Annotated in this window: 20 protein-coding genes and 1 riboswitch; of the genes, 2 read left to right on the top strand and 18 right to left on the bottom strand. The window is 65.3% G+C overall.

Translation table 11 applies throughout. The annotated features are described in order from the left end of the window. Window positions 1–22: 22 nt before the first annotated feature. Window positions 23–1252 (bottom strand): MFS transporter, encoded by a 1230-nt coding sequence (locus IEW02_RS04365; RefSeq protein ID WP_188543422.1) that lies wholly within the window; start codon window positions 1250–1252, stop codon window positions 23–25. Window positions 1253–1334: 82 nt separating this feature from the next. Here IEW02_RS04365 and IEW02_RS04360 point away from each other — a divergent pair, with 82 nt between their 5' ends. Together IEW02_RS04360 and metE are read left to right on the top strand one after the other, a co-directional pair. Next, window positions 1335–1904 carry a TetR/AcrR family transcriptional regulator gene (locus IEW02_RS04360; protein WP_188543421.1) on the top strand — a complete coding sequence of 190 codons (570 nt, stop codon included), beginning with the start codon at window positions 1335–1337 and terminating at the stop codon, window positions 1902–1904. An 86-nt stretch (window positions 1905–1990) separates the two neighbouring features. After that, window positions 1991–2191: riboswitch (cobalamin riboswitch) on the top strand. A 142-nt stretch (window positions 2192–2333) separates the two neighbouring features. Then, complete coding sequence (gene metE, locus IEW02_RS04355; protein WP_188543420.1) at window positions 2334–4595, top strand: 5-methyltetrahydropteroyltriglutamate--homocysteine S-methyltransferase; 2262 nt, start codon at window positions 2334–2336, stop codon at window positions 4593–4595. Window positions 4596–4633: 38 nt separating this feature from the next. Here metE and IEW02_RS04350 read toward each other — a convergent pair whose 3' ends face one another. The 17 genes from IEW02_RS04350 to IEW02_RS04270 form a co-directional block, all read right to left on the bottom strand. Continuing rightward, entirely contained in the window at window positions 4634–5410 is a 777-nt protein-coding gene (locus IEW02_RS04350) for a glutamate racemase (protein WP_188543419.1), read from the bottom strand. Between the two features lie 16 nt (window positions 5411–5426). Continuing rightward, the gene (locus tag IEW02_RS04345) at window positions 5427–5987 is read right to left on the bottom strand and encodes a histidine phosphatase family protein (protein WP_188543418.1); all 561 of its coding nucleotides are present in this window, start codon (window positions 5985–5987) and stop codon (window positions 5427–5429) included. Between the two features lie 92 nt (window positions 5988–6079). Next, window positions 6080–7270 carry an elongation factor Tu gene (gene tuf, locus IEW02_RS04340; protein WP_188543417.1) on the bottom strand — a complete coding sequence of 397 codons (1191 nt, stop codon included), beginning with the start codon at window positions 7268–7270 and terminating at the stop codon, window positions 6080–6082. 86 nt (window positions 7271–7356) lie between these two features. Then, on the bottom strand, window positions 7357–9459 hold the full coding sequence (gene fusA, locus IEW02_RS04335; RefSeq protein ID WP_188543416.1) for an elongation factor G: 2103 nt from the start codon (window positions 9457–9459) through the stop codon (window positions 7357–7359). 89 nt (window positions 9460–9548) lie between these two features. Further along, window positions 9549–10019, bottom strand: a complete 471-nt coding sequence (gene rpsG, locus IEW02_RS04330; RefSeq protein WP_027504615.1) for a 30S ribosomal protein S7 — start codon at window positions 10017–10019, stop codon at window positions 9549–9551. Between the two features lies 1 nt (window position 10020). Continuing rightward, on the bottom strand, window positions 10021–10395 hold the full coding sequence (gene rpsL / locus IEW02_RS04325) for a 30S ribosomal protein S12 (RefSeq protein ID WP_188543415.1): 375 nt from the start codon (window positions 10393–10395) through the stop codon (window positions 10021–10023). Window positions 10396–10670: 275 nt separating this feature from the next. Beyond that, entirely contained in the window at window positions 10671–11186 is a 516-nt protein-coding gene (locus IEW02_RS04320) for a DUF3558 domain-containing protein (protein WP_229745773.1), read from the bottom strand. Continuing rightward, on the bottom strand, window positions 11183–11716 hold the full coding sequence (locus tag IEW02_RS04315; protein WP_188543414.1) for a DUF3558 domain-containing protein: 534 nt from the start codon (window positions 11714–11716) through the stop codon (window positions 11183–11185). The genes IEW02_RS04320 and IEW02_RS04315 overlap by 4 nt, the downstream gene beginning before the upstream one ends. Window positions 11717–11730: 14 nt before the next feature. Then, window positions 11731–13119 carry a guanine deaminase gene (locus IEW02_RS04310; RefSeq protein ID WP_188543413.1) on the bottom strand — a complete coding sequence of 463 codons (1389 nt, stop codon included), beginning with the start codon at window positions 13117–13119 and terminating at the stop codon, window positions 11731–11733. 43 nt (window positions 13120–13162) lie between these two features. Next, entirely contained in the window at window positions 13163–13759 is a 597-nt protein-coding gene (locus IEW02_RS04305) for a TetR/AcrR family transcriptional regulator (protein ID WP_188543412.1), read from the bottom strand. Then, on the bottom strand, window positions 13756–14502 hold the full coding sequence (locus IEW02_RS04300) for an enoyl-CoA hydratase family protein (RefSeq protein WP_188543411.1): 747 nt from the start codon (window positions 14500–14502) through the stop codon (window positions 13756–13758). The genes IEW02_RS04305 and IEW02_RS04300 overlap by 4 nt, the downstream gene beginning before the upstream one ends. Continuing rightward, complete coding sequence (locus IEW02_RS04295) at window positions 14502–15668, bottom strand: acyl-CoA dehydrogenase family protein (RefSeq protein WP_188543410.1); 1167 nt, start codon at window positions 15666–15668, stop codon at window positions 14502–14504. The genes IEW02_RS04300 and IEW02_RS04295 overlap by 1 nt, the downstream gene beginning before the upstream one ends. Then, window positions 15665–17629 carry an ATP-binding protein gene (locus IEW02_RS04290; protein ID WP_188543409.1) on the bottom strand — a complete coding sequence of 655 codons (1965 nt, stop codon included), beginning with the start codon at window positions 17627–17629 and terminating at the stop codon, window positions 15665–15667. Before IEW02_RS04290 ends, IEW02_RS04295 begins: the two co-directional genes overlap by 4 nt. Window positions 17630–17631: 2 nt before the next feature. Further along, on the bottom strand, window positions 17632–19230 hold the full coding sequence (locus IEW02_RS04285) for an acyl-CoA carboxylase subunit beta (protein ID WP_188543408.1): 1599 nt from the start codon (window positions 19228–19230) through the stop codon (window positions 17632–17634). Next, a complete protein-coding gene (locus IEW02_RS04280; protein WP_188543407.1) occupies window positions 19227–20375 on the bottom strand; it encodes an acyl-CoA dehydrogenase family protein in 1149 nt (382 codons plus the stop codon). The genes IEW02_RS04285 and IEW02_RS04280 overlap by 4 nt, the downstream gene beginning before the upstream one ends. Continuing rightward, entirely contained in the window at window positions 20372–22078 is a 1707-nt protein-coding gene (locus IEW02_RS04275; RefSeq protein WP_188543406.1) for an acyclic terpene utilization AtuA family protein, read from the bottom strand. Before IEW02_RS04275 ends, IEW02_RS04280 begins: the two co-directional genes overlap by 4 nt. Then, entirely contained in the window at window positions 22075–22896 is an 822-nt protein-coding gene (locus tag IEW02_RS04270) for a TIGR03084 family metal-binding protein (RefSeq protein WP_188543405.1), read from the bottom strand. The genes IEW02_RS04275 and IEW02_RS04270 overlap by 4 nt, the downstream gene beginning before the upstream one ends. Window positions 22897–22951 lie beyond the last annotated feature (55 nt).

Below are 22951 nucleotides of genomic sequence, written 5' to 3'. Positions count from 1 at the left end.
TCCGATCGGGCAGGTACCGCGCCTAGCCGGTTCGGCGTGCCGCCAGCTGCGCCCCGGCCGCCGACCACAGCGCTATCGAAGACCACAGCGCCAGGGCGATCACGACGCTGCCGTAGATCAGCCCCGTGGTCACGAGCCCGATGCTGTGCACCGCGACGCCACCGATGATCGCCGGAACGCTGAACGCCACGTAGTTGACGACGAACATGGTCGCGAACACGCTGCCGCGCTGGTCGGCCGGGGTGACCTCGCCGACGATGCGCATCGAGCCGAGAAACGCTGCGCCCCAGCCGAAACCGGACACCGCAGACCCGACGAAGTAGACCGTCGCGACACCCGTCGCGAGTCCGACGAGGTTGCCGACGAGACCGGTCGCCAGCACGAGCGTGCCGATCGTCATCACCCGACGAGGAGGAACGTTGCGCAGCAGCGCTGCACCGAGTGCGCCCGCGGTGAAGAGGGTGAAGATGTCGAAGCCGCTGAGTACCGCGCCGTGCAGACCGAAGACGGTGCCGATGATCGACGGCCCCAGCGAGAGGTGGAACCCGCCGAGCGCCCAGGTAGCGATGAGGCAGGGCAGCACGATCAGGAACTCGGCCCGCATCGACGACGGCACGGACAGGCGTGGCCGCAGCGTCTGCGCCACGTGGCGTCGCGACGTGAATCCGCGCGGCTCCGTCGATTCCGGAATCAGTGCCACCACCGCGGTGAGGACGACCAGCACGACGATCAGCAGCACGAACACCGTCACCCGCGGGAACGGTGCGAACTGCACCAGTGTCCCGGCACCCAGGGCGCCGGCGCCCAGCCCGATGGACGGGGCCACGCTGTTCAACAGGGGTCCGTGCGCGGCGGTGGGCTGCAGATCGACGATGGACGCCGTCAGCGCCCCCGTGGCAGCCCCGGCGGCGATGCCCTGCAGAATGCGCGCCACGATCAGCCAGGTGACGCTGTCGGCCAGCGCGAACACGGCGAGGCTGACGATCAACAACACCAGGGCCGAGATCACGATCGGCCGGCGGCCCACATGGTCGGACAGCGATCCGACGGTGAGGATGGCGCCGAGGAGGGCGAAGGCGTACACGGCGAAGACGAAGGTGAGCATGGTGGACGAGAAGCCCCACGCCTGCTGGTACACCGGATACAGCGGAGACGGTGCGGCGGACGACGCCATCAGTGTGAAGAACACGATGCCGACGATCCAGAATGCAGCGGTACGCGAGATACGGCTCGAGGGTGCAGTGACAACCATGGTGCTCCGTTTCCAACAAACGCAAGTCTGTGTGCTTTAGTGAAGCTACCTCTAAAGCCATCACATTTGCAATAATGGTGTCATGGCCATCACGGATCATCGATCTGCACCGCGGCCCGGTGGACGCAGTGCTCGCGTCGTCGACGCGGTACACACCGCCGTCACGGAATTGATCGGCGAAGCGACGGGGCCCGACTGCGTCACCGTTCCCGCCGTCGCCTCTCGCGCCGGGGTCAATCCCACGACGATCTACCGCCGTTGGGGTGACCTGGAGACCCTTCTCGTGGAAGTCGCGATGTCCGTGCTGTCTCAGGACGCGCCCGTCCCCGACACCGGCAGCCTCGAGCGCGATCTGCAGGCGTGGACCGATCTGCTCGTCACCGACATCTCACGACCCGAGCGACGCGCGTTCCTCCGCACCGTCGTCGGATCCATGACCGACGAGCGCAGCCACTGCCTGGACAAACGCGAGGCGCAGGTCAGCAGGATTCTGGACCGCGCTCGTGAGCGCGGCGAGCCCGACGTCCCGACCCTGCGAGACGCCATGGATCTTCTGTTGGCGCCCTTGTACTTTCGCGTCCTCTTCGGTTACGACGGTGTGGCGAAATCGGATGCCCGACGCATGGTGAGCCGGTTGGTGGCCTGTACCTGAGCGGTGTGGGTCTCTATGCTGAGCGTGCAGCTGGTTCGCACCGTGCGGTCGTGAGGAGTCCCGAAGACCGTGCGCTGCGTCGAGCACACTCCGCGGGAGCCCCCGGCCGGAGATGTGCGAGAGGGAACTCGGTGGAAGTCCGAGACTGTCCCGCAGCGGTGAGCAGGAACGACCGGCGCCATCAGCACTGAACCATTCGGTTCGGGAAGCGGCGCCCAGTAGGTGCAACGCAAAGATGTGGTTGCGCGCCCGCGAGTCCGAAGACCTGCCGACTGTGTCGGGCACACCCGTGCCCGACGGTCCGCCGCCTCGTGGAATGGGCGTGCAGATCTCTTGTTCGCGGCCGACTCGTATCCGAGCGCGGTCGCGCTGGAGTGTGCGCGCCGACTTGGGCTGCGACCATTGGCACTCTGCAACTGGAGACCTCCGATGAAAGAACATTTCACATCCACCGTGCTGGGTATCCCGCGCATCGGCCCGAATCGAGAATTGAAGAGGGCAACCGAGCGGTATTGGTCCGGCGCTCTCGACGCCGAGGGACTGGAGACCGTTGCTCGCGACCTACGTCTGGACTCGGTGCGCGCCTTGCAATCCGCGGGACTCGACTCCGTTCCGGTCAACACCTTCTCGTACTACGACCAGGTACTCGACACCGCGGTCATGCTGGGCGCACTTCCCGAACGCGTTGCGGCGGTAGTCGATCCGCTGGATCGATACTTCGCGGCCGCTCGCGGAACGGCTACGATCGCGCCGCTCGAGATGACGAAATGGTTTGACACGAACTATCACTATCTCGTGCCGGAAATCGGGCCGTCGACGGAGTTCCGTCTCGACGCGACGAAGGTACTCGGCGAACTACGCGAAGCGCTGGACGCGGGTATCCCGGCACGCCCCGTGCTGATCGGACCGGTCACGTTCCTCCTGCTGTCGAAGGCTGTGGGGACCGAGGACTCGCCCCTGACCCGGCTCGACGAGATCGTTCCGCTGTACGTGGAGTTGTTGGAGCAACTCGCCGACGCCGGCGCACAGTGGGTTCAACTCGACGAGCCCGCGCTGGTCGCCGATCGGACCGCTGCCGAGATCTCTACGGCCCGTGCGGTATACGAGCAACTGTCGGCCGTACCGCGACGCCCGGCCATCCTCGTCGCCTCGTACTTCGGGTCTCTCGGCGACGCCCTTCCTGCGCTCGCCTCCACCGGCATCGACGGTATCGCCGTGGACATGGTGGCGGGCGACGACGTGATCGCAACCGTCCCGGCACTGTCCCGCACACTCGTCGTCGCTGGAATCGTGGACGGACGCAACGTCTGGCGCACCGACCTCGAGGCGGCGCTCGCGACACTCGCCAGCATGCTCGGTAGCGCGCACACCGTGGCCGTGTCGTCGTCGTGCTCGCTGCTGCACGTCCCTTACACCGTCGACGCAGAGACCGAACTCGACGACGCCCTGCGATCGTGGCTGGCGTTCGGGGCAGAGAAAGTCGCCGAAGTGGTCGCACTGGCGACCGCGCTGAGCCACGGTCGCGAACGAGTGGAGCGCGCTCTGGAGGAGTCCCGAGATGCACAGTCGAGTCGCGCACACGATCCGCGCCTGAGCAATCCGGCTGTACGCGAACGGCTTCGGACCATCGGATCTGGCGCCACCAGGGCCCCTGCCGCACATCGCAGGGTCCAGCAGGAGGCGGCGTTGCCACTCCCCGTTCTGCCGACCACCACGATCGGGTCGTACCCGCAGACCTCCGCCATCCGGGTGGCCCGCGCGGCCCTTCGATCCGGCGAGATCGACGACGCCGAGTACCGCGCGCGCATGCGATCCGAAATCGTCGATATCATTGCGCTGCAGGAGAAGTTGGGTCTGGACGTACTGGTACACGGCGAGCCGGAACGCAACGACATGGTCCAGTACTTCGCCGAACGGCTGGATGGGTTCTTCGCGACATCGTCGGGCTGGGTCCAGTCGTACGGGACGCGCTGCGTGCGGCCGCCGATCCTCTTCGGCGACGTCACGCGGGCGACACCGATGACGGTCGACTGGATCACGTACGCGCAGTCCCTGACCGACAAGCCGGTCAAGGGCATGTTGACCGGCCCGGTCACGATCCTGGCGTGGTCATTCGTTCGCGACGATCGACCACTGGCCGACACTGCTCGTCAAGTGGCACTGGCGATCCGGGACGAGACGGTCGATCTGGAAGCTGCGGGCGTTCGCATCGTTCAGGTGGACGAACCCGCACTGCGTGAACTGCTTCCGCTGCGCAGCGCCGACCAGGGTGCGTATCTGGACTGGTCCGTCGACGCGTTCCGAGTGGCAACGTCCGGGATAGCCGACTCCACGGCGATCCACACACACCTCTGCTACTCCGAATTCGGGGCAGTCATCGGTGCGATCGCCGGTCTCGACGCGGACGTCACCTCCATCGAGGCAGCACGATCGCACATGGAAGTGTTGGACGACCTCGCCGCAGCGGGCTTCGAACTCGGAGTGGGACCCGGCGTGTACGACATCCACTCGCCGCGAGTGCCGAGCATCGACGAGATTGCAGCATCGCTCCGTCTCGCCCTGAAATCGGTACCGGTGAACCGGTTGTGGGTCAACCCGGATTGTGGACTGAAGACGCGCGGTCACGCGGAGGTCGAGGAATCACTTCGGAACCTTGTCGAGGCAGCGAAGCTGGTGCGATCCGAGACCTAGACGGCACATCGGGTGCTCAGCGGTTCACTGTTGCGGTGTCACTGCACGAACCGCTGAGTATCGGATTCCGCCAGAAGCCTCCCGGCCTCGAACGCCAGCGCACCGTCGGGCAGCGCTCCCGGCCGGCCGCTGAGGAACACCCGGACGTCACCGGTACCGGCAACGCCGCCGACCTCGTCCACCCGTTTGAGCGTCTGGCGAGCCACCGCTTCGGCACTGTCGAACAGTTCGACACCGGGCGGCAGAGCCGCCACGATCTCGTCGACGACGAGGGGGTAGTGGGTGCACCCCAGGACCAACGCGCGGGTCCCGCTCGGCGTGCGTTCGGCGGCCGATGCGATGGCCGCGGATACGGCCCCCGAGTCTCCACGGTCGATAGCGTCGGCAAGTCCGTGGCAGGCGACGGCAGTGACATGTTTTCCGTCGGCGAACTTCGCAACCAGATCGGCCTGGTACCTACTGGCCGTCGTCGCGGCGGTGGCCCAAATGGCGATCGAGTCATGTTCGGCTGCAGCGGGTTTGATCGCCGGAACCGTACCGACCACGGGTACGGACGGGCCGAGGGCAACGCGGGTGTGGCTCAGCGCCGTCACCGACGCGGTGTTGCAGGGAAGGACCACGACGTCGGCGCCCATCTCCACCGCCCGGCGAGCCGTGGAGACGACCTTCTCGATGGTCCATGCTTCGGGCTTCGGTCCCCAGGGCGCGTTGTCGGGATCGGTGAAGAGCAGCTGATCGAGGTCCGGTCGCAGCCGCTTCAGCCACGCGGCGGTGGGCAGCATGCCGAGTCCGGAGTCGATGAGTGCAGCGATCACGATTCGAATCTACCGTTCACAACCTCGACGAGGCGCACCGCAGCGTCCAGTGGTTCCCTCGCCGGTGCATCGAGGTCAGGCTGAGCGGCACGACGTCGATGCGCCAGAACGCCTGCAACGGCGCGCCCAGTGCGACCACCACCGCTGCTCGTACGACAGCGGGGTGGGTGACGGTGAGCGTGCGGGAACCTTCGTCGAGGGTGCGGAGCCAGCCGGCCACTCGCGTGACGACGTCCGAGACCGATTCGCCGCCGTGCGGTGACGCGCGGGGATCGGTGAGCCAGGCGTGCAGTTCGTCGTCGCCGAGATCGGTCATCGCTTTGCCGGTCCAGCGTCCGTAGTTCACGTCGCGCACGGCGTCCTCGACCTGCACGTCCGAAAGCTGAAGTCGCTGAGCGGTTTCCGTGGTGCGGCGCTCGGGTGCGCTCAACACCGCGCCGCCCCGCACCAATGCTCGACCGTCCACTTTCTCGACGTCGCGCAGGCCGGTCACGTTGAGCGGCTCGTCGGCTGGAAAGCGCACACTGCGCGTCGCCTCCGTGGCCGCGTGCGACACCAACGCCAACTTGACCGTCACGCGGTGCAGCTTACGGAAACGGGTGGGGAAACGCCGAAAGGCGCGCACCCCGAGGGGTACGCGCCTTTACGGTGTCTTCGGTGGAGCAGGTGTTACTTGTTGATCTTCGTAACGCGACCGGCACCGACGGTGCGGCCACCCTCACGGATCGCGAAGCGCAGGCCCTCGTCCATGGCGACCGGCTGGATCAGCACGACGGACATCTCGGTGTTGTCACCGGGCATGACCATCTCGGTACCTTCCGGCAACGTGACGACGCCGGTGACGTCGGTCGTGCGGAAGTAGAACTGCGGGCGGTAGTTGTTGAAGAACGGAGTGTGGCGGCCACCCTCGTCCTTCGACAGGATGTAGGCCTGGCCCTCGAACTCCGTGTGGGGAGTCGTGGTGCCGGGCTTGACGACAACCTGTCCACGCTCGACGTCTTCGCGCTTGATGCCACGAACGAGGAGGCCGACGTTGTCGCCTGCCTGACCCGAGTCGAGCAGCTTGCGGAACATTTCGATGCCGGTGACGGTGGTCTTGGTCGACTTCTCCTTGATGCCCACGATCTCGACATCTTCGTTGACGTTGACCGAACCGCGCTCGATACGACCGGTGACGACGGTGCCACGACCGGTGATCGTGAAAACGTCCTCGACGGGCATGAGGAAGGGCTTCTCGGTCTCACGGACGGGGTCCGGAACCGAGTCGTCGACGGCCTGCATGAGCTCGAGCACCGAGGCGCCCCACTTCTCGTCGCCCTCGAGCGCCTTGAGTGCGGAGACCTTGATGACCGGTGCGTCCTCGTCGAATTCCTGTGCGGCGAGAAGCTCGCGCACCTCCATCTCGACGAGCTCGATGATCTCTTCGTCGTCGACCATATCGGCCTTGTTCAGCGCGACGAGGATGTACGGCACGCCGACCTGGCGAGCGAGCAGCACGTGCTCACGCGTCTGGGGCATGGGGCCGTCGGTGGCTGCGACGACGAGGATTGCGCCGTCCATCTGAGCCGCACCGGTGATCATGTTCTTGATGTAGTCCGCGTGACCCGGAGCATCGACGTGCGCGTAGTGGCGCTTCTCCGTCTGGTACTCGACGTGGGAGATGTTGATCGTGATACCACGAGCCTTCTCCTCCGGCGCCTTGTCGATCTGATCGAAGGCCGAGGCCTCGTTCAGGTCCGGGAACTTGTCGTGCAGAACCTTGGTGATTGCAGCCGTCAGCGTCGTCTTACCGTGGTCAACGTGACCAATGGTGCCGATGTTGACGTGCGGCTTCGTCCGATCGAACTTCGCCTTCGCCACTGTGTCCTCCTGGACTGTTGTTTGCGTGCCATGTGCAGCAATACGGATTGTTTACGGGTAGTGCCTGGTCCAGCTTCGAAGGAGAGTTACTCCCCTGTGGCCTTCGCGATGATTTCCTTCGAGACGTTCGACGGAACCTCTGCGTAGGAATCGAACACCATGGAGTAGTTCGCGCGACCCTGGGTACGAGACCGCAGATCGCCGATGTAACCGAACATCTCCGAGAGCGGAACCAATGCCTTGACGACACGGGCACCACTGCGTTCCTCCATGGCCTGAATCTGGCCACGGCGGGAGTTGACGTCGCCGATCACGTCGCCCATGTATTCCTCGGGCGTGATGACCTCGACAGCCATGAGGGGTTCGAGGATCACGGGACCGGCCTTGCGGGCCGCTTCCTTGAGTGCCTGTGAACCCGCGATCTTGAACGCCATTTCCGACGAGTCCACGTCGTGGTACGCACCGTCGAGAAGCGAGAGCTTCAGGTTCACCAGCGGGTAGCCGGCGAGCACGCCGTACTGCATGGCGTCCTGTGCACCCGCGTCGACCGACGGGATGTACTCGCGCGGGATACGTCCGCCGGAAACCTTGTTCTCGAACTCGTAGGTTGCGCCGTCCTCGCCGATGAAGGGCTCGAGGGCGATGATGACCTTCGCGAACTGGCCCGATCCACCCGTCTGCTTCTTGTGGGTGAAGTCGTGCTTCTCGACCTTCTTGGTGATGGTCTCGCGGTACGCCACCTGCGGCTTGCCGACGTTGGCCTCGACCTTGAACTCGCGGCGCATGCGGTCGACGAGGATGTCGAGGTGAAGCTCGCCCATGCCGCCGATGACGGTCTGGCCGGTCTCTTCGTCCTGCTTGACCGAGAACGTCGGATCCTCTTCGGCCAGCTTCTGGATCGCTGTGCCGAGCTTCTCCTGGTCGGACTTGGTCTTGGGCTCGATCGAGACCTGGATGACCGGGTCCGGGAAGGTCATCGACTCGAGGATGATCTGGTTCTGCGGATCGCAGAGCGTGTCACCCGTCGTCGTGTCCTTCAGACCGATCACGGCGTAGATGTGACCGGCACTCGCGGTGGCAACCGGGTTCTCCTTGTTGGAGTGCATCTGGAAAAGCTTGCCCAGACGCTCCTTCTTGCCCTTGGTCGAGTTGATGACCTGAGCGCCGGAGTCGACCTTGCCCGAGTACACGCGGACATAGGTCAGCTTGCCGAAGAACGGGTGCGTGGCGATCTTGAACGCCAGAGCCGCGAACGGCTCGTCGGCACTCGGCTTGCGCGAGATCTCCTTCTCCTCGTCACCGACGGCGTGTCCGATGGTCTCGGCGACGTCGAGCGGGGACGGGAGGTAGTCGATCACGGCGTCGAGCATGGGCTGAACGCCCTTGTTCTTGAACGCCGAGCCACACATGATCGGGTAGAGCTCGGAGTTGACCGTCATCTTGCGGATGGCGCTCTTGATCTCCTCGATCGAGAGCTCTTCACCGCCGAAGAACTTCTCGAGCAGAGCCTCGTCCGACTCGGCGACGGTCTCCATGAGCTCCTGGCGGTACTGCGCCGCCTGCTCGGCGAGTTCGGCCGGGATCTCGATGGTCTCGTACGACTCACCGAGCTTCGTCTCGCCGCGCCAGACCTTCGCGTTCATCTCGACCAGGTCGATGATGCCCTCGAAGTTGTCCTCTGCGCCGATCGGCAGCTGGATGACCAACGGCTTGGCACCGAGGCGGTCCTTGATGGTCTGCACGGTGAAGAAGAAGTCCGCACCGAGCTTGTCCATCTTGTTGACGAAACAGATACGCGGCACGTCGTACTTGTCGGCCTGACGCCAGACCTGCTCCGACTGCGGCTCGACGCCTTCTTTTCCGTCGAACACGGCAACGGCACCGTCGAGGACTCGGAGCGAACGCTCCACCTCGACCGTGAAGTCGACGTGACCCGGGGTGTCGATGATGTTGATCTGGTTGTCGTTCCAGAAGCACGTGGTAGCTGCAGAAGTGATCGTGATGCCACGCTCCTGCTCCTGCTCCATCCAGTCCATGGTGGCTGCGCCGTCGTGGACCTCACCGATCTTGTACGAGATACCGGTGTAGAAGAGGATGCGCTCGGTAGTGGTGGTCTTGCCGGCATCGATGTGGGCCATGATGCCGATGTTTCGGACCTTGTTCAGGTCGGTCAGCACGTCCTGTGCCACGAAATCATCCGCCTTGGTGTTGTAAGAGAACTGCTAAGTACTGATAGTGCTGGTTCAGTAAGTACAACGTCGCAGAGCGCGACGAAGTTTCACCAGCGGTAGTGCGCGAAAGCCTTGTTGGCTTCTGCCATCTTGTGCGTGTCCTCGCGACGCTTGACTGCTGCGCCGAGACCGTTGCTGGCGTCGAGAAGCTCGTTGGCGAGACGCTCGACCATGGTCTTCTCACGACGCGCGCGAGAGAACGAGACCAACCAGCGCAGGGCCAGAGTGGTGGAGCGGCCCGGACGGACCTCGACGGGAACCTGGTAGGTGGCGCCACCGACACGGCGGCTGCGCACCTCGAGTGCAGGCTTGACGTTGTCGAGCGCGCGCTTGAGCGTGACGACCGGATCGGTGCCGGTCTTCTCGCGTGCCTGCTCGAGTGCCTGGTAGACGATGCGTTCTGCGGTCGACTTCTTGCCGTCGAGCAGAATCTTGTTCACAAGCTGCGTGACCAACGGGGACCCGTAGACCGGGTCGTTGATCAACGGACGCTTGGGTGCTGGCCCCTTGCGTGGCATATCAGCTCTTCTCCTTCTTGGCGCCGTACTTGCTTCGAGCCTGCTTGCGGGCCTTGACGCCCTGCGTGTCGAGCGAGCCACGGATGATCTTGTACCGAACACCGGGGAGGTCCTTCACGCGACCACCGCGGACGAGCACCATCGAGTGCTCCTGCAGATTGTGTCCTTCACCGGGGATGTAGGCGGTGACCTCGACAGCGGTGGTCAAGCGGACGCGCGCGACCTTACGAAGAGCGGAGTTCGGCTTCTTCGGGGTGGTGGTGTACACGCGAGTGCACACGCCACGGCGCTGGGGGCTGCCCTTCAGGGCAGCGGTCTTCAGCTTGTTGACCTTGTCGGTGCGGCCCTTACGGACCAGCTGATTGATGGTTGGCAATGTAACCGGCTTTCTTCGCGATAGATATTCAGGGATCCAGCAGTTGGAGCAAGAAAACGCTGCTCCTCACCCGTACTCCCGCGGGCCGAAGTTCGGAAACTCAGCTCACCCCGCGGTCGGGTGTGTCGCGTACCCCCACACGTGCAGCCGGTTTCCATGACGGAACACGGCTGTACCTCGCATAGGCACACAAACGGTCCGGACGAGCCGGACCCGACCTATCACGTTACCCGTCGGCGTGGTCGACGGTCAAAACGCCTCCTGCGTGATAGCGGTCAGGCACTGAGATTGAGGGCCAACTGCATCAGCTTGGTGGCTGCCACGCACGGGTCGGAGGAGGATCCGGGCCGATACTGGACCCACCAGCCGATGACGCCGGTGCCGGGAGCGCCGGCGGACACCCCGCACGACGCAGGGTCGTCCGGCTGACGAATTTCGATGGCCTTGCGCGAGGAGACGGTCACGTCGGCGACGTTCCATCCCAGATTTTCGTTCGTCGTCTTCTCGTTCTCGAGCGTCCCGTTCTCGAACCAGTCGAACGTGACGTGCACCGCGCCGGTCGCGCCCGCGACGTCCCACCGGCAGATGGCGCCGAGGAATCCCTTGTCGATCTGATTGCCTCCGACCACCTGCGCGATCTGCTCCTCGGTGACGGCGTTGCATTCCGCGAGCAAATTCGTGAAGTTCTCGTCGCCGAGGTCGACGCGCGCCGCTGTCGGGGTGCCCGTGATGGTGTTGCCGCAGCCGGCCAGTAGAAGGCCGGCTGCGATCAGTACGACGGTCTTTCTCACTTGGCCCTCGATGCCACGAGTTCGAGCAGGTCTCGGGACACCGTGCAGGCGTCCGCGGTCGGAGGTGTATCGGAGTAGGTGACCGACATGTGAATGAAGTCGGCGTCGTACTGCACTGCCGACTCGCACAGAACCACCTGCCCGGAGGCGTTCTCGAACTGCGCCTCGAAACCCTGATGACCGTCGATCTCGATGTCCTCGGCCGGACGTCCGATCAGCTCCGAACTGGCCCGCTCACGCCCGATAGGGGATCCGCGATACCAGGAGAAGCTGACGCTCGGACCGGTCGGACCCGTTGTCTCCCAAACACACCCGACGGAATTGCGGTTCACGACGGCGAAGGACGGGACGGCGAACGCGGATCTGACTTCGTCGTCGGTCAACGATCCGCACACGCCGAAGTCGGGGCCGAGGGCCGGAGCAAGGGTGGTGGTCGGCTCGCTGCCGGCCTGATCGTCGCCGCTGCTCGACCCACAGGCTGCCAGCAACAGAGCGGCGCTCACGGACACGAGGATCCGGGCGCGCGACATGGCACAGAGAGTACCTATAGCCGCCTCCCCCGCACATGAACGTGTGCGATGGCCGGTTCGCGCATCGTCATCAGCAAAGTGAACAGCCGCTGGTCACGCGCAAGGGTGGGATCGTCCGAGAAGTGACCGTAGGCCAATGCGTCGTGAAGGGGTTCCCACAACGACGGATCGATCACCAGGAAGTCGGCGTCCTTCCCCACGTCGAAGTTGCCGAACCGCTCCTCCATGTCGAGCGCACGGGCGCCGGCGAGCGTCCCGCTGAACAACAACTCGGCTGGGTGCAGTGACAGTCCGTCGTCTCCCGGTTCGGAGATATGCACCTTGAAGGAGTCGTTGAGGACGCGGGCGATGCAGAACTCGTCGCCGCCGCCGTGGTCCGATCCCATCGAGACGGTCACGCCGGACGCGACCGTGCGCTTCCACGGCATGGTGCCGGAGCCCAGGAACTGCTGCGACGTCGGGCAATGCGAGATCGACGTGCCTGTCTCGGCCATCCGCGCCAACTCGCCGTCCTCGCAATGGACCGCGTGGGCGAGGATGCTGCGCCGACCCAACAGCGACGACCCGCCCGTCTTCGAGCCGGCCAGGAACTTGCCGTCGTAGGTGTCCAGGTAGGTGTGGGTGCCGAACACTTCCTTGGTCGCGGCCACCTCACCGGTGCCCGGGCGATCGTTCTCGTTCAGATGGGAGTGGAAGTAGACGCCGTCGGTTCTGACGTCGTCGTACAGGTCGCCCAGGGCAGCGAAGGTGTCGGTGGTGACCGACAGCGAGAACCGCGGGACGACGGCGACGTGCAGCAACGAGTCCGCGTCGCCGTGCCACTTCTCGATCTCCTCGCGGGTGAGGCGGATCGCGTCGGCCTCGCTCGTGATCAGCGGAGCCGCCGACGCCGGGCCGCGGGTCTGGATGCCGCGGCCGCTGACGATCCGCAGGCCGCGGCGCGCGGTCTCGGTGAACAGTGCGTCCTGCGCGTGGGGGAAGGCCGATCCGAAGACCATGGCGGCTGTGGTTCCGGCTGCAATGCGCCGGTCGCAGAATCTCGCCGCAGCAACAGACGCGAAGTCGAGGTCCGAGAACCGCGCTTCCGACGGAAACACGCACCGTTCGAGCCACTCGAGAAGTTGGCCGCCGCCGTACGCGTCGCCCGTGAAGGTCTGCGGGAAGTGCACGTGGGTGTCGACGAAACCCGGAATCAGGAAGCCGGGGCGGTGGTCGTCGACGGACATCTCGAGGTACTCGGCCGGAAGGTCGGCATGGTTGCCGCACCACAGGATTTTTCCCGACGCGACCACCAGTGCGCCGTCCTCGAACTCGACGAGGGATTCCGCTGCATCGCCGAGGACAGGCGAGCCGGCGATGTGGAACACGTGGCCGCGGTGCACGCGGGCGGTCTCGGTATTCACGGGCCGAGCCAAGCACAGGTGGGTGCGGTGTGCAGGCCGGAGGCTACTGCTGTGTCAGGGCCGCGTCGAGGACGTCGGCCCAGGCACGCACGACCTCGCTGCGCCGCCGAGCGTCGTCGGTCAGCACGTCGGCGAGACCGAGACCGCGGGCGAGGTCCAGCGTTGCCTGCACCAGCCGGTGCACGGCGGGATCGGTGTCGTCGACACCGAGATTCTCGACGGCCATCTGGTGCGCTCGGCGCCCGAACTTCTCCTCGAGGGGGACGATCCGGTCACGCAGCTCGGGATCCGCGGACGCCGCCGTCCACACCTGCAGAGCCGCTTTGAACATCGGGCCGGTGTAGTACTCGACCAGCCTTTCGACCACAATCTTGGTCCGCCCGGGACCGGGCGGAATCGTCTCCGCCTCGCGACGTGCGACGTCGGTCCGCTCGTCGAACATGTACTCGAGCGCCGCGGTGATGAGGTCTTCACGCGTCGGGAAGTGGTGTTGCGTCGCGCCGCGTGACACACCGGCACGCTCGGCCACCACGCCGACGGTCGTCGCGTTCCACCCGGCCTGCGCCAGCGAGTCGATGGTGGCCTCGAGGAGTCGGCGACGAGTGACGCGGCTGCGGTCCTGTTTGGGTGTGCGGGTCACCGTGACCACCGAGGTGACCTCTTTTCCAGGAACGACATCATGCCCTCGCGGGCCTCGTCCGACGCGAACAGTCGTGCGGAGGTGGCAGCGAGTTCGTCTGCGAGAGAATCGAAGTCGGCAAGAATGCTGCGCGTGGTCAGCGCCTTCGACTCGGAGAGACCTTGCGGTGACGCCTTGCGCAGCGAGTTCAGAATCTCCGCCGCGGCGGCATGTGGATCCGGCGCGATATCGCTGACCAACCCGATCGCCTCCGCCTTCTCCGGTCCGAACTTCTCTCCGGTGAGAAAGTACCGGCCGGCCGCGCGAGAGGTGAGACGCGGTAGGAGGGTCAGCGACACGATCGATGCCGCGAGGCCCAGGCGCGCCTCGGTGAGTGCGAACGTGCTTGCCGGTCCGCTGACGACGATGTCGCACGCGCCGACAAGGCCCATCCCGCCGGCGCGCACGTGGCCGTCGATCACCCCGACCACCGGTTTGGGGCACTCGACGACGGCGCGCAACAGGTCGACCATCTGCTGGGTCCGCTGCTCCGGTGAGCTGCCCGCCTCCGTGAGATCCGCCCCGGCGCAGAAGGTTCCGCCGGTGTGGGTCAGGACGATGGCGCGGACGGCGCTGTCTCGGATAGCAGCCTCGAGCCCACCCAGCAGTTCCCCCACGAGCGCCGAGGACAGGGCATTTCTGTTGCTCGGCGAATCCAGCGTCAGAGTTGCGGCGCCGTCTGCGACCTCGTACTTCACCGCCATCAGTACGAGCGGGCCAGGCCCAAGGAGTGCTGCGAGACGAAGTTCAAGATCATCTCGCGGCTGACCGGGGCGACGCGAGCGATCCGTGCGGCACCCAACATGGACGCGAGGCCGTACTCCGCGGTGAGACCGGCGCCGCCGTGGGTCTGGATCGCCTGGTCGAGGGCTTTGATACTCGCCTCTGCTGCAGCGTATTTGGCCATGTTGGCCGCTTCCGCGGCGCCGAAGTCGTCGCCGCTGTCGTACAGGGCGGCGGCCTTCTGCATCATCAGTCGAGCCAGCTCCAGTTCGATCTTCACCTGCGCCAGCGGGTGCGCGATCCCCTGGTGCGCACCGATGGTGGTCTTCCAGACGGTGCGCTCGTTGGCGAACTTCACCGCGGCGTCGAGGGCGTACCGGCCCATGCCGATAGCCATGGCCGCACCGAGAATGCGCTCGGGGTTCAGGCCGGCGAAGAGCTGCATGAGCGCAGCGTCCGCTTCTCCCACCAGGGCTGTCGCGGGGAGCCGCACCTGATCGAGGAACAGCATGAACTGGTGATCGGGCTCGATGATGTCCATGTCCATCGCGGTCTTGGTCATGCCGTCCGCACTGGTCGGGACGATGAACAGCGCCGGCTTCAGTTTGCCGGTCTTCGAGTCCTCGGTACGCGCGACCACGAGCACCGCGTCGGCCTGATCGACACCCGAGATGTAGATCTTGTTGCCGGTCAGGATCCAGTCGTCACCGTCGCGCCTGGCGGTGGTGGTGATCTGATGCGAGTTGGAACCCGCGTCGGCCTCGGTGATACCGAAGACCATGATCTTGGAACCGTCGGCGAGGCCGGTCAGCCACTCCTGCTTCTGATCCGCTGTGCCGTACTTGCCGATGATCGTGCCGCAGATGGCCGGGGACACGACCACGAGGAGCAGTCCTGCACCGTGCGCCGCCATCTCTTCCTGCACGAGCGCGAGTTCGTAGATTCCCGCCCCACCGCCGCCGTACTCCTCGGAGATGTTCACACCGAGGAAGCCGAGTTTGCCTGCCTCGGTCCACAATTCGGTGAGAGGCTCACCGCGTCGCGCCTTCGGCAGCACGTAGTCCTTGTAGTTGAATCGCTGGCCCAGAGCCGACACCGACGCGCGCAGTTCCTTCTGCTCGTCGGTCTCGATGAATCCGAATGTCATGACTGGTCTCCCTCTATCACTGCGATAACCGAACCCACGTCCACCTGTTGGCCGACTGTCACGCCGAGGTGAGTGAGGACGCCCGCCGCCGGTGCGACGATCGTGTGTTCCATTTTCATTGCTTCCAACCACACGATCGGCGTTCCCACCGTGACCGTGTCTCCGACGTGAACGCCGACCCGCACGACGGCGCCCGGCATGGGCGCCACCAACGATCCTGCCGCTACTTGCTCCGACGGGTCGACGAATCGAGGAACGGATTCCAGCGTGACCGGTCCGAGCGAGGAGTCGACGAACACACCGCGGCCGTAGCGGGCGATGCGGAACGTCCGGCGGAGCCCGTCGACCACCAGCACTGTCTCCGTCGGGGTAGCGCTCTCGACGACCACGTCGGGATAGTCCGGCGCGGTGATGCCGCCCCGCGTGCGCAGATAGTCGACGGCGATGATGCCCGATTCCGCCTCGTACTCCTTGCGTTGCGGAGCCGACGCCATGTTGCGCCACGCCGCCGCAACGGATGTGAGCGTGCGGGCCTGCGCTCGATTGGCGGCCGAATCCGCCAGCGCCGCAGCAAGTGCCGACAGTCGTTGCGCGTTCTGGTCCGCCAGCGGCCGAGCGAGAACATCGAGGTCGTGCGTCGCGAAGAACGCCGTATCGGTGTCGCCGGCGAGGAACGCCGGATGGCGCAGCACGGTGACCAGTAGGTCGCGGTTGGTCTTCAGTCCGTGAACAGTGGCGTCGTGCAGAGCTTTGGCGAGGATGGTTGCGGCTCCGCTCCGGGTGTTCGCGTACGAGATCACCTTGGCGAGCATGGGGTCGTAGTCGACACCGACGACGCTGCCGTCGATCACTCCGGAGTCGAGCCTGATCCCAGGGGTCGTCAGTACGTCGAATTCTTCTCGTACACCGGGGATGTGGAAGCGGTGCACCGGTCCGCTCTGTGGCTGCCAGTTCTGCGCCGGATCCTCGGCGTAGAGGCGTACTTCGATCGAATGGCCCCGCGTAGCAGGCGGTTCGGCGGGCAAGCGCTCACCGTCGGCAACTCGGAGCTGAAGGTCGACGAGATCGAGACCCGTGGTGCATTCGGTGACCGGATGTTCCACCTGCAGACGAGTGTTCATCTCCAGGAAGAAGAAGTCACCGTTCTCGTCGCTCAGGAATTCGACGGTGCCGGCGCCTTCGTACCCGATGGCGTTCGCTGCCAGTCGTGATGCTTCGAAGAGGCGATCGCGCATCTTGGGTGTCTTCTCCACCAGGGGTGACGGCGCCTCCTCGATCACCTTCTGGTGCCGACGTTGGATGGAGCATTCGCGTTCACCGACCGCCCAAACCGTGCCGTGCTTGTCGGCCATCACCTGAACCTCGATGTGGCGACCGGTTTCGAGGTACTTCTCGCAGAAGACGGTGGAATCACCGAAGGCGGACAGCGCCTCTCGCTGAGCGGCGTCGATCTCCTCCGCCAGACGGTCGATCTCGCGCACCACCCGCATGCCGCGTCCACCGCCGCCGGCGGACGCCTTGATCAGCACCGGCAGGTCGCTCTGCGTGATGTCGGCCGGGTCCTTCTGCTCGAGTACCGGGACTCCGGCTTCGCGCATGATCTTCTTGGACTCGACCTTCGAGCCCATCAGCTCGATCGACTTGGTGGGCGGCCCGATCCACGTGAGTCCCGCGTTCTGCACTGCCTGCGCGAACTCGGCGTTCTCGGAGAGGAATCCGTAACCGGGGTGGATCGCGTCGGCGTGGGCCGACAGGGCCGCGGCGATGACCAGATCGCCGCGGAGGTAGGTGTCCGTCGGCGACTTACCCGGAAGACGAACGGCCACATCCGCTTCGGCGACGTGGGGGCTGCCGGCATCGGGATCGGAGAACACCGCGACGGTACCGAGCCCGGTCCGACGGGCGGTGGCGAAGACTCGGCGGGCGATTTCACCGCGGTTGGCTACGAGTATCGAGTGCATGGTCACATCCGAAAGACACCGAAGTTGGCGGTGCCTTCGATCGGGGCGGTGGCAATGGCCGACAGGCACATTCCCACCACCGTGCGGGTATCACGGGGGTCGATGACGCCGTCGTCGTACAGGCGCCCCGACAGGAACATGGGCAACGACTCGGCCTCGATCTGACCTTCGATCATGGCGCGCATTCCGGCGTCGGCTTCGGCGTCGAACGCCTGACCGCGTGCTTCCGCGGACGCCCTGCTGACGATGGAGATGACGCCCGCCAGCTGCGCGCCGCCCATCACTGCCGATTTCGCGCTGGGCCAGGCGAAGAGGAATCGTGGGTCGAAGGCGCGGCCGCACATGCCGTAGTGACCGGCGCCGTAGGACGCCCCGAGCAGGATCGAGATGTGCGGGACCGTCGAGTTGGAGACGGCGTTGATCATCATGGAGCCGTGCTTGATCATCCCGCCTTCCTCGTACTCCTTGCCGACCATGTATCCGGTCGTGTTGTGCAGGAACAACAGTGGAGTGTTCGAGCGGTTCGCCAACTGGATGAACTGCGTGGCCTTCTGCGATTCCTCGCTGAACAACACACCCCTCGCGTTGGCGAGGATGCCGATGGGGTAGCCGTGGAGTTCGGCCCAGCCGGTGACCAGACTGCCGCCGTACATCGGCTTGAACTCGTCGAAGTCGGAGCCGTCGACGATGCGCGCGATCACCTCGTGGGGATCGAACGGGGTCTTGAGATCGGCCGGAACGATGCCGAGGAGATCCTCCTCGTCGTAGAGCGGCGGGATGACGGTCTCCCGCGGGGCGGGACCCTTCTTCTGCCAGTTCAGTCGCTTCACGATCGAGCGCCCGATACGGATGGCGTCATGCTCGTCGACGGCGAAGTAGTCGGCCAGACCGGATGTGCGAGCGTGCATCTCGGCGCCACCGAGCGATTCGTCGTCGGATTCCTCGCCCGTCGCCATCTTGACCAGCGGAGGTCCGGCGAGGAACACCTTGGACTGTTCCTTGATCATCACCACGTGATCGGACATACCGGGGATGTAGGCGCCGCCCGCGGTGGAGTTGCCGAAGACCAGTGCGATGGTCGGAATACCTTTGGCGGACAGCTGCGTCAAATCGCGGAACATCCGGCCACCGGGGATGAACACTTCCTTCTGAGTGGGAAGGTCGGCGCCGCCCGATTCGACGAGCGAGATCACCGGCAATCGGTTCTGCACCGCAATGTCGTTGGCGCGAAACCCCTTACGCAGTGTCCACGGATTGCTGGTGCCGCCGCGGACGGTCGGATCGTTGGCCACGATGAGGCATTCGACTCCGCTGACCACCCCGATGCCGACGACCGTGCTGGCCCCGACGGGAAAGTCGCTGCCCCAGGCCGCGAGAGGGCAGAGTTCGAGGAAGGGCGCGTCCTCGTCGACGAGCAGCTCGATGCGCTCCCGAGCAAGGAGCTTGCCGCGTTTGTGATGGCGCTCGGTGTATTTGGTGCCGCCACCGCCGATGGCCTTGGCGTGTTCGACGTCGATCTCGGCGAGCTTGGTCTCCATGATGGCTGCGGCGGAGGTGAACGCCTCGGAACCGGTGTCGAGTCCCGACTTCAGTGTGGTCACTTCTGATATCCCAATCGTTTCGCGGCAAGCCCGGTCAGGATTTCCGTTGTTCCGCCGCCGATCCCGAGAATTCTCATGTCGCGGTACTGCCGCTCCACTTCGCTTTCGCTCATGTATCCGAGACCGCCGAAGAGTTGCACAGCCTGGTTGGCCACCCATTCGCCGGCCTCCACCGCGGTGTTCTTCGCGAAGCACACCTCGGCGATGCAGTCGTCGTTCGTGGTGATGGCGCGCTCGACGAGGGCGCGGGTGTACACGCGGGCGACGTCGATCTTGCGGTGCATTTCGGTGAGAGTGTTCTGCACCGACTGCCGCTCGATGAGCGGCTTGCCGAACGTCTCCCTGTCGCGGGTCCACTGGATGGTCAGGTCGAGGCAGCGTTGCGCGCTCGAGTACGCCTGTGCAGCAAGCGCTGCACGCTCGGTGACGAACGCCTTCGCGATCTGGACGAACCCCGTGTTCTCCTCGCCGACCAGGTTGCCCACCGGAACGCGGGCGTCCTGGAAGGACAGTTCGGCGGTGTCGGAGGCTCGCCATCCCATCTTGTCCAGCTTGCGTGAGACCTCGAAACCGGGTGTGCCCTTCTCGATCACGAGCAGGGAGACGCCGCCGGCGCCGGGGCCATCGGTGCGGACGGCGGTGACGACGAAATCGGCACGGCATCCCGAGGTGATGTAGGTCTTGGAGCCGTTGACCACGTAGTGGTCGCCGTCCTTCACCGCGGTGGTGCGCAGATGGCCGACGTCGGAGCCGCCACCGGGTTCGGTGATGGCGAGCGACCCGATGAGCTCGCCGCGCAAAGTCGGTGCGACCCACCGCTCGATCTGCTCGGGATCGTTCGCTCCGATCAGGTGCGGCAGAGCAATTCCGCAGGTGAACAGGGATGCAAACAGCCCGCCCGACGCGCCGGCCTCGTGCATGGCCTCGCAGATGATCAATGCGTCGGCGAGATCGCCGCCGTCGCCGCCCGCCGACTCCGGGAAGCCGGCACCGAGGAGCCCGAGAGCTGCTGCGCTCCTGTGTAGTTCGCGCGGAAGCTCCCCGTCCTTTTCCCACTGGTCCAAGTGCGGCGCGATGTCCTGTTCGACGAAGCTCGTCACTGTCTTACGGAGTTGCTCCCGCTCGGGGGTGGTCCAGATGTTCACTCGACGCCTTTCGAGAACGCTACGGATTCGGGGATGTCGACGTGCCGCGATCGCAGCCACTCCCCCAGGCCTTTCGCCTGTGGATCGAAACGAGCCTGCGACGCGACGCCCTGGCCGAGGATGCCGTCGACGACGAAGTTGAGGGCCTTGATGTTGGGGAAGACGTGGCGGGACACGGGTAGGTCCGCGACTTCGGGCAGGAGTTGCTTGACTCTGTCCACGGTCAATTCGTGTGTGAGCCAAGACCATTCGCGATCGGTACGGACCCAGACTCCGACGTTGGCGTTGCCACCCTTGTCGCCGCTTCGCGCTGCGGCGACGGTACCGAGCGGTGCGCGGACGGTGGGTTCGGTAGGCAACGGTTCCGGCAGAACCGGTTCACCGTCTGGTTCGGTCGTCGTCGTTTCGGACGGCGGCTCGATGTCGACACGCTCCCCGTCGGGGAGCACAGCAACGTGTTCGGGAACCTTCTGGTCGACGTACCCCGGTTCGAAGACGCCGTACGGACTGGCTGCGGCGGGCGGTGCGGTCACGTGGAAGCCGGGGTAACTCGCCAGTGCGAGTTCGACTGCCGCAGCGGAGAACACACGGCCGACGCGGTTCGCGTCGTCGTCACGCACGACCACGCGAAGCAGTGCGCTCGCCGTCTCCTCGCTCTCGGCGTCGGGGTGATCGGTCCGGGCGAGAGTCCAGTCGATCTCGCGCGGCGGTGGTTGCAGAGCCGCGATCATCTGACTCTTCGCAAGATCGGCCTTGGCTTCGATGTCGAGGCCGGTGAGAACGAAGGTCATCTCGTTCCGGAACCCGCCCAACAGGTTCCGAGACACCTTCAGCGTCGACGGTGGCGGTTCGCCGATCGCACCGGAGATGCGGACACGGTTCGGACCCTCTTGCGTCAGCGACACCGAATCCATGCGGGCGGTCACGTCGGGACCGAGGTAGCGGGCACCGGTGATCTCGTACATCAACTGCGCCGTCACGGTTCCGATGGTCACTGCCCCGGCGGAGCCGCCGTGCTTGGTGATGACGGAGGAACCGTCTTCGGAGATTTCGGCGATCGGAAACCCCGGACGCGACATATCCGCAATTTCGGTGAAGAACGAGTAGTTGCCCCCGGTCGCCTGGGTTCCGCACTCGATGACGTGTCCCGCGACAACCGCGCCCGCCAACTTGTCGTAATCGGTTCTGGCCCAGCCGAATCGTGAAATGGCCGGGGCGACCACGACGGACGCGTCGGTGACTCGTCCGGTGACCACCACCTGCGCGCCCGCGTCGAGACAGCGGGCGACGCCGAAGGCTCCGAGGTACGCGTTCGCGGTGAGCGGGGTTCCCAGCTCGAGTTCGGCTGCTCGGGAGAGCAGATCGTCGCCTTCGACGTGAGCCACCGTCGTTGCCACACCCAGCTTTTCGGACAGCTCGCGGATGGCGTCGGCGAGCCCGGCGGGGTTGAGACCACCTGCGTTGGACACGATCGTCACGTTCTTGTCGCTCGCGAGGCCGAGGCACTCTTCGAGTTGCCGCAGGAACGTCTTGGCGTAGCCGCGAGCGGGGTCCTTCATGCGGTCTCGGCCGAGGATGAGCATGGTGAGCTCGGCGAGGTAGTCGCCTGTCAGATAGTCGAGTTCACCGCCCTCGAGCATCTCGCGCATCGCAGAGAGTCGGTCGCCGTAGAAGCCGGAGCAGTTGCCGATGCGGATCGTCATCTTGGGTCCCGTCCTGCGCTTTTTGATCTGCCCGAGCCGGGTGCACCGGCGAAAGCTTGTGCGATAGTGAGCCAGTGGGTCGCGTCGGCACCCGTTGCCGAGACCTCGAGGTCGTCGCGATGGGCCCGCTGGGTGACCAGGAGACAGAAGTCTTCGGCAGGTCCGGTGATGCGCTGGGAAGCGTCCTCGGGACCCCAGGTCCAGAGGTCGCCGTCGGGCGCAGTGAGTTCGGTGCGGAACTGCTCGGCCGGCGCCGGGCGTCCGTGGACCGCGTATGCGAAATCTCGGGTGCGCACTCCGATGTGCGCGACGTGCTTCAGCCTGGCGGTCGGAGTTCGCTCGACCCCCAGGGCGTCGGCGACGTCCTGGCCGTGAGCCCAGGTCTCCATGATGCGGGCGGTGGCCATGGATGCGGGACTCATCGGCGGACCGAACCAACGAATCTTGGTGCCGTCGGGAACGCGAGGGAGAACGTCCAAGAGTTGTGCCCGTCCGAGACGCCACAGGGCGAGCAGGCTGGTGATCTGTTCGGTGGCCAGTGTCTCGGCGGCGGTGTCGACGAAGGTGTCCGGCGCGGCCATCGCGTCGGCGATCACGGCGTCGAACGCGGCGTCGGCATCCTCGTCGCCCGCTGCTCCCGCAGCGGTAAGCGCGGACACGTGGTCGGTCCAGTGCAGGTGGGCTATCTGGTGCGCCACCGTCCAGCCGGCGGCGGGGGTCGGCGTCTGCCACACGGAGCTGTCCGCGTCGGACACCATCGCGTCCAACGCATCTCCCTCCGCCCGGAGGTCCGCCAGGATCGCAGTCAAGGACGCCATGGGCAGAACGGTCGCATCATCTTCGCAAAAAAGCAAGCGTGCTTGCTTGTTTAAC

This window comes from Rhodococcoides trifolii (genome assembly GCF_014635345.1).
GTDB lineage: Bacteria > Actinomycetota > Actinomycetes > Mycobacteriales > Mycobacteriaceae > Rhodococcoides > Rhodococcoides trifolii.
This window is presented reverse-complemented; position numbering and strand designations above follow the sequence as displayed.

Bases quoted from the DNA above. Each gene is read 5' to 3' on its own strand.
- IEW02_RS04295 (WP_188543410.1), bottom strand. From the start codon at position 15,668: ATGACATTCGGATTCATCGAGACCGACGAGCAGAAGGAACTGCGCGCG.
- IEW02_RS04290 (WP_188543409.1), bottom strand. From the start codon at position 17,629: ATGCACTCGATACTCGTAGCCAACCGCGGTGAAATCGCCCGCCGAGTC.
- IEW02_RS04270 (WP_188543405.1), bottom strand. From the start codon at position 22,896: ATGGCGTCCTTGACTGCGATCCTGGCGGACCTCCGGGCGGAGGGAGAT.
- IEW02_RS04300 (WP_188543411.1), bottom strand. From the start codon at position 14,502: ATGGCGGTGAAGTACGAGGTCGCAGACGGCGCCGCAACTCTGACGCTG.
- IEW02_RS04315 (WP_188543414.1), bottom strand. From the start codon at position 11,716: ATGTCGCGCGCCCGGATCCTCGTGTCCGTGAGCGCCGCTCTGTTGCTG.
- rpsG (WP_027504615.1), bottom strand. From the start codon at position 10,019: ATGCCACGCAAGGGGCCAGCACCCAAGCGTCCGTTGATCAACGACCCG.
- IEW02_RS04275 (WP_188543406.1), bottom strand. From the start codon at position 22,078: ATGACGATCCGCATCGGCAACTGCTCCGGCTTCTACGGCGACCGACTC.
- IEW02_RS04365 (WP_188543422.1), bottom strand. From the start codon at position 1,252: ATGGTTGTCACTGCACCCTCGAGCCGTATCTCGCGTACCGCTGCATTC.
- IEW02_RS04360 (WP_188543421.1), top strand. From the start codon at position 1,335: ATGGCCATCACGGATCATCGATCTGCACCGCGGCCCGGTGGACGCAGT.
- metE (WP_188543420.1), top strand. From the start codon at position 2,334: ATGAAAGAACATTTCACATCCACCGTGCTGGGTATCCCGCGCATCGGC.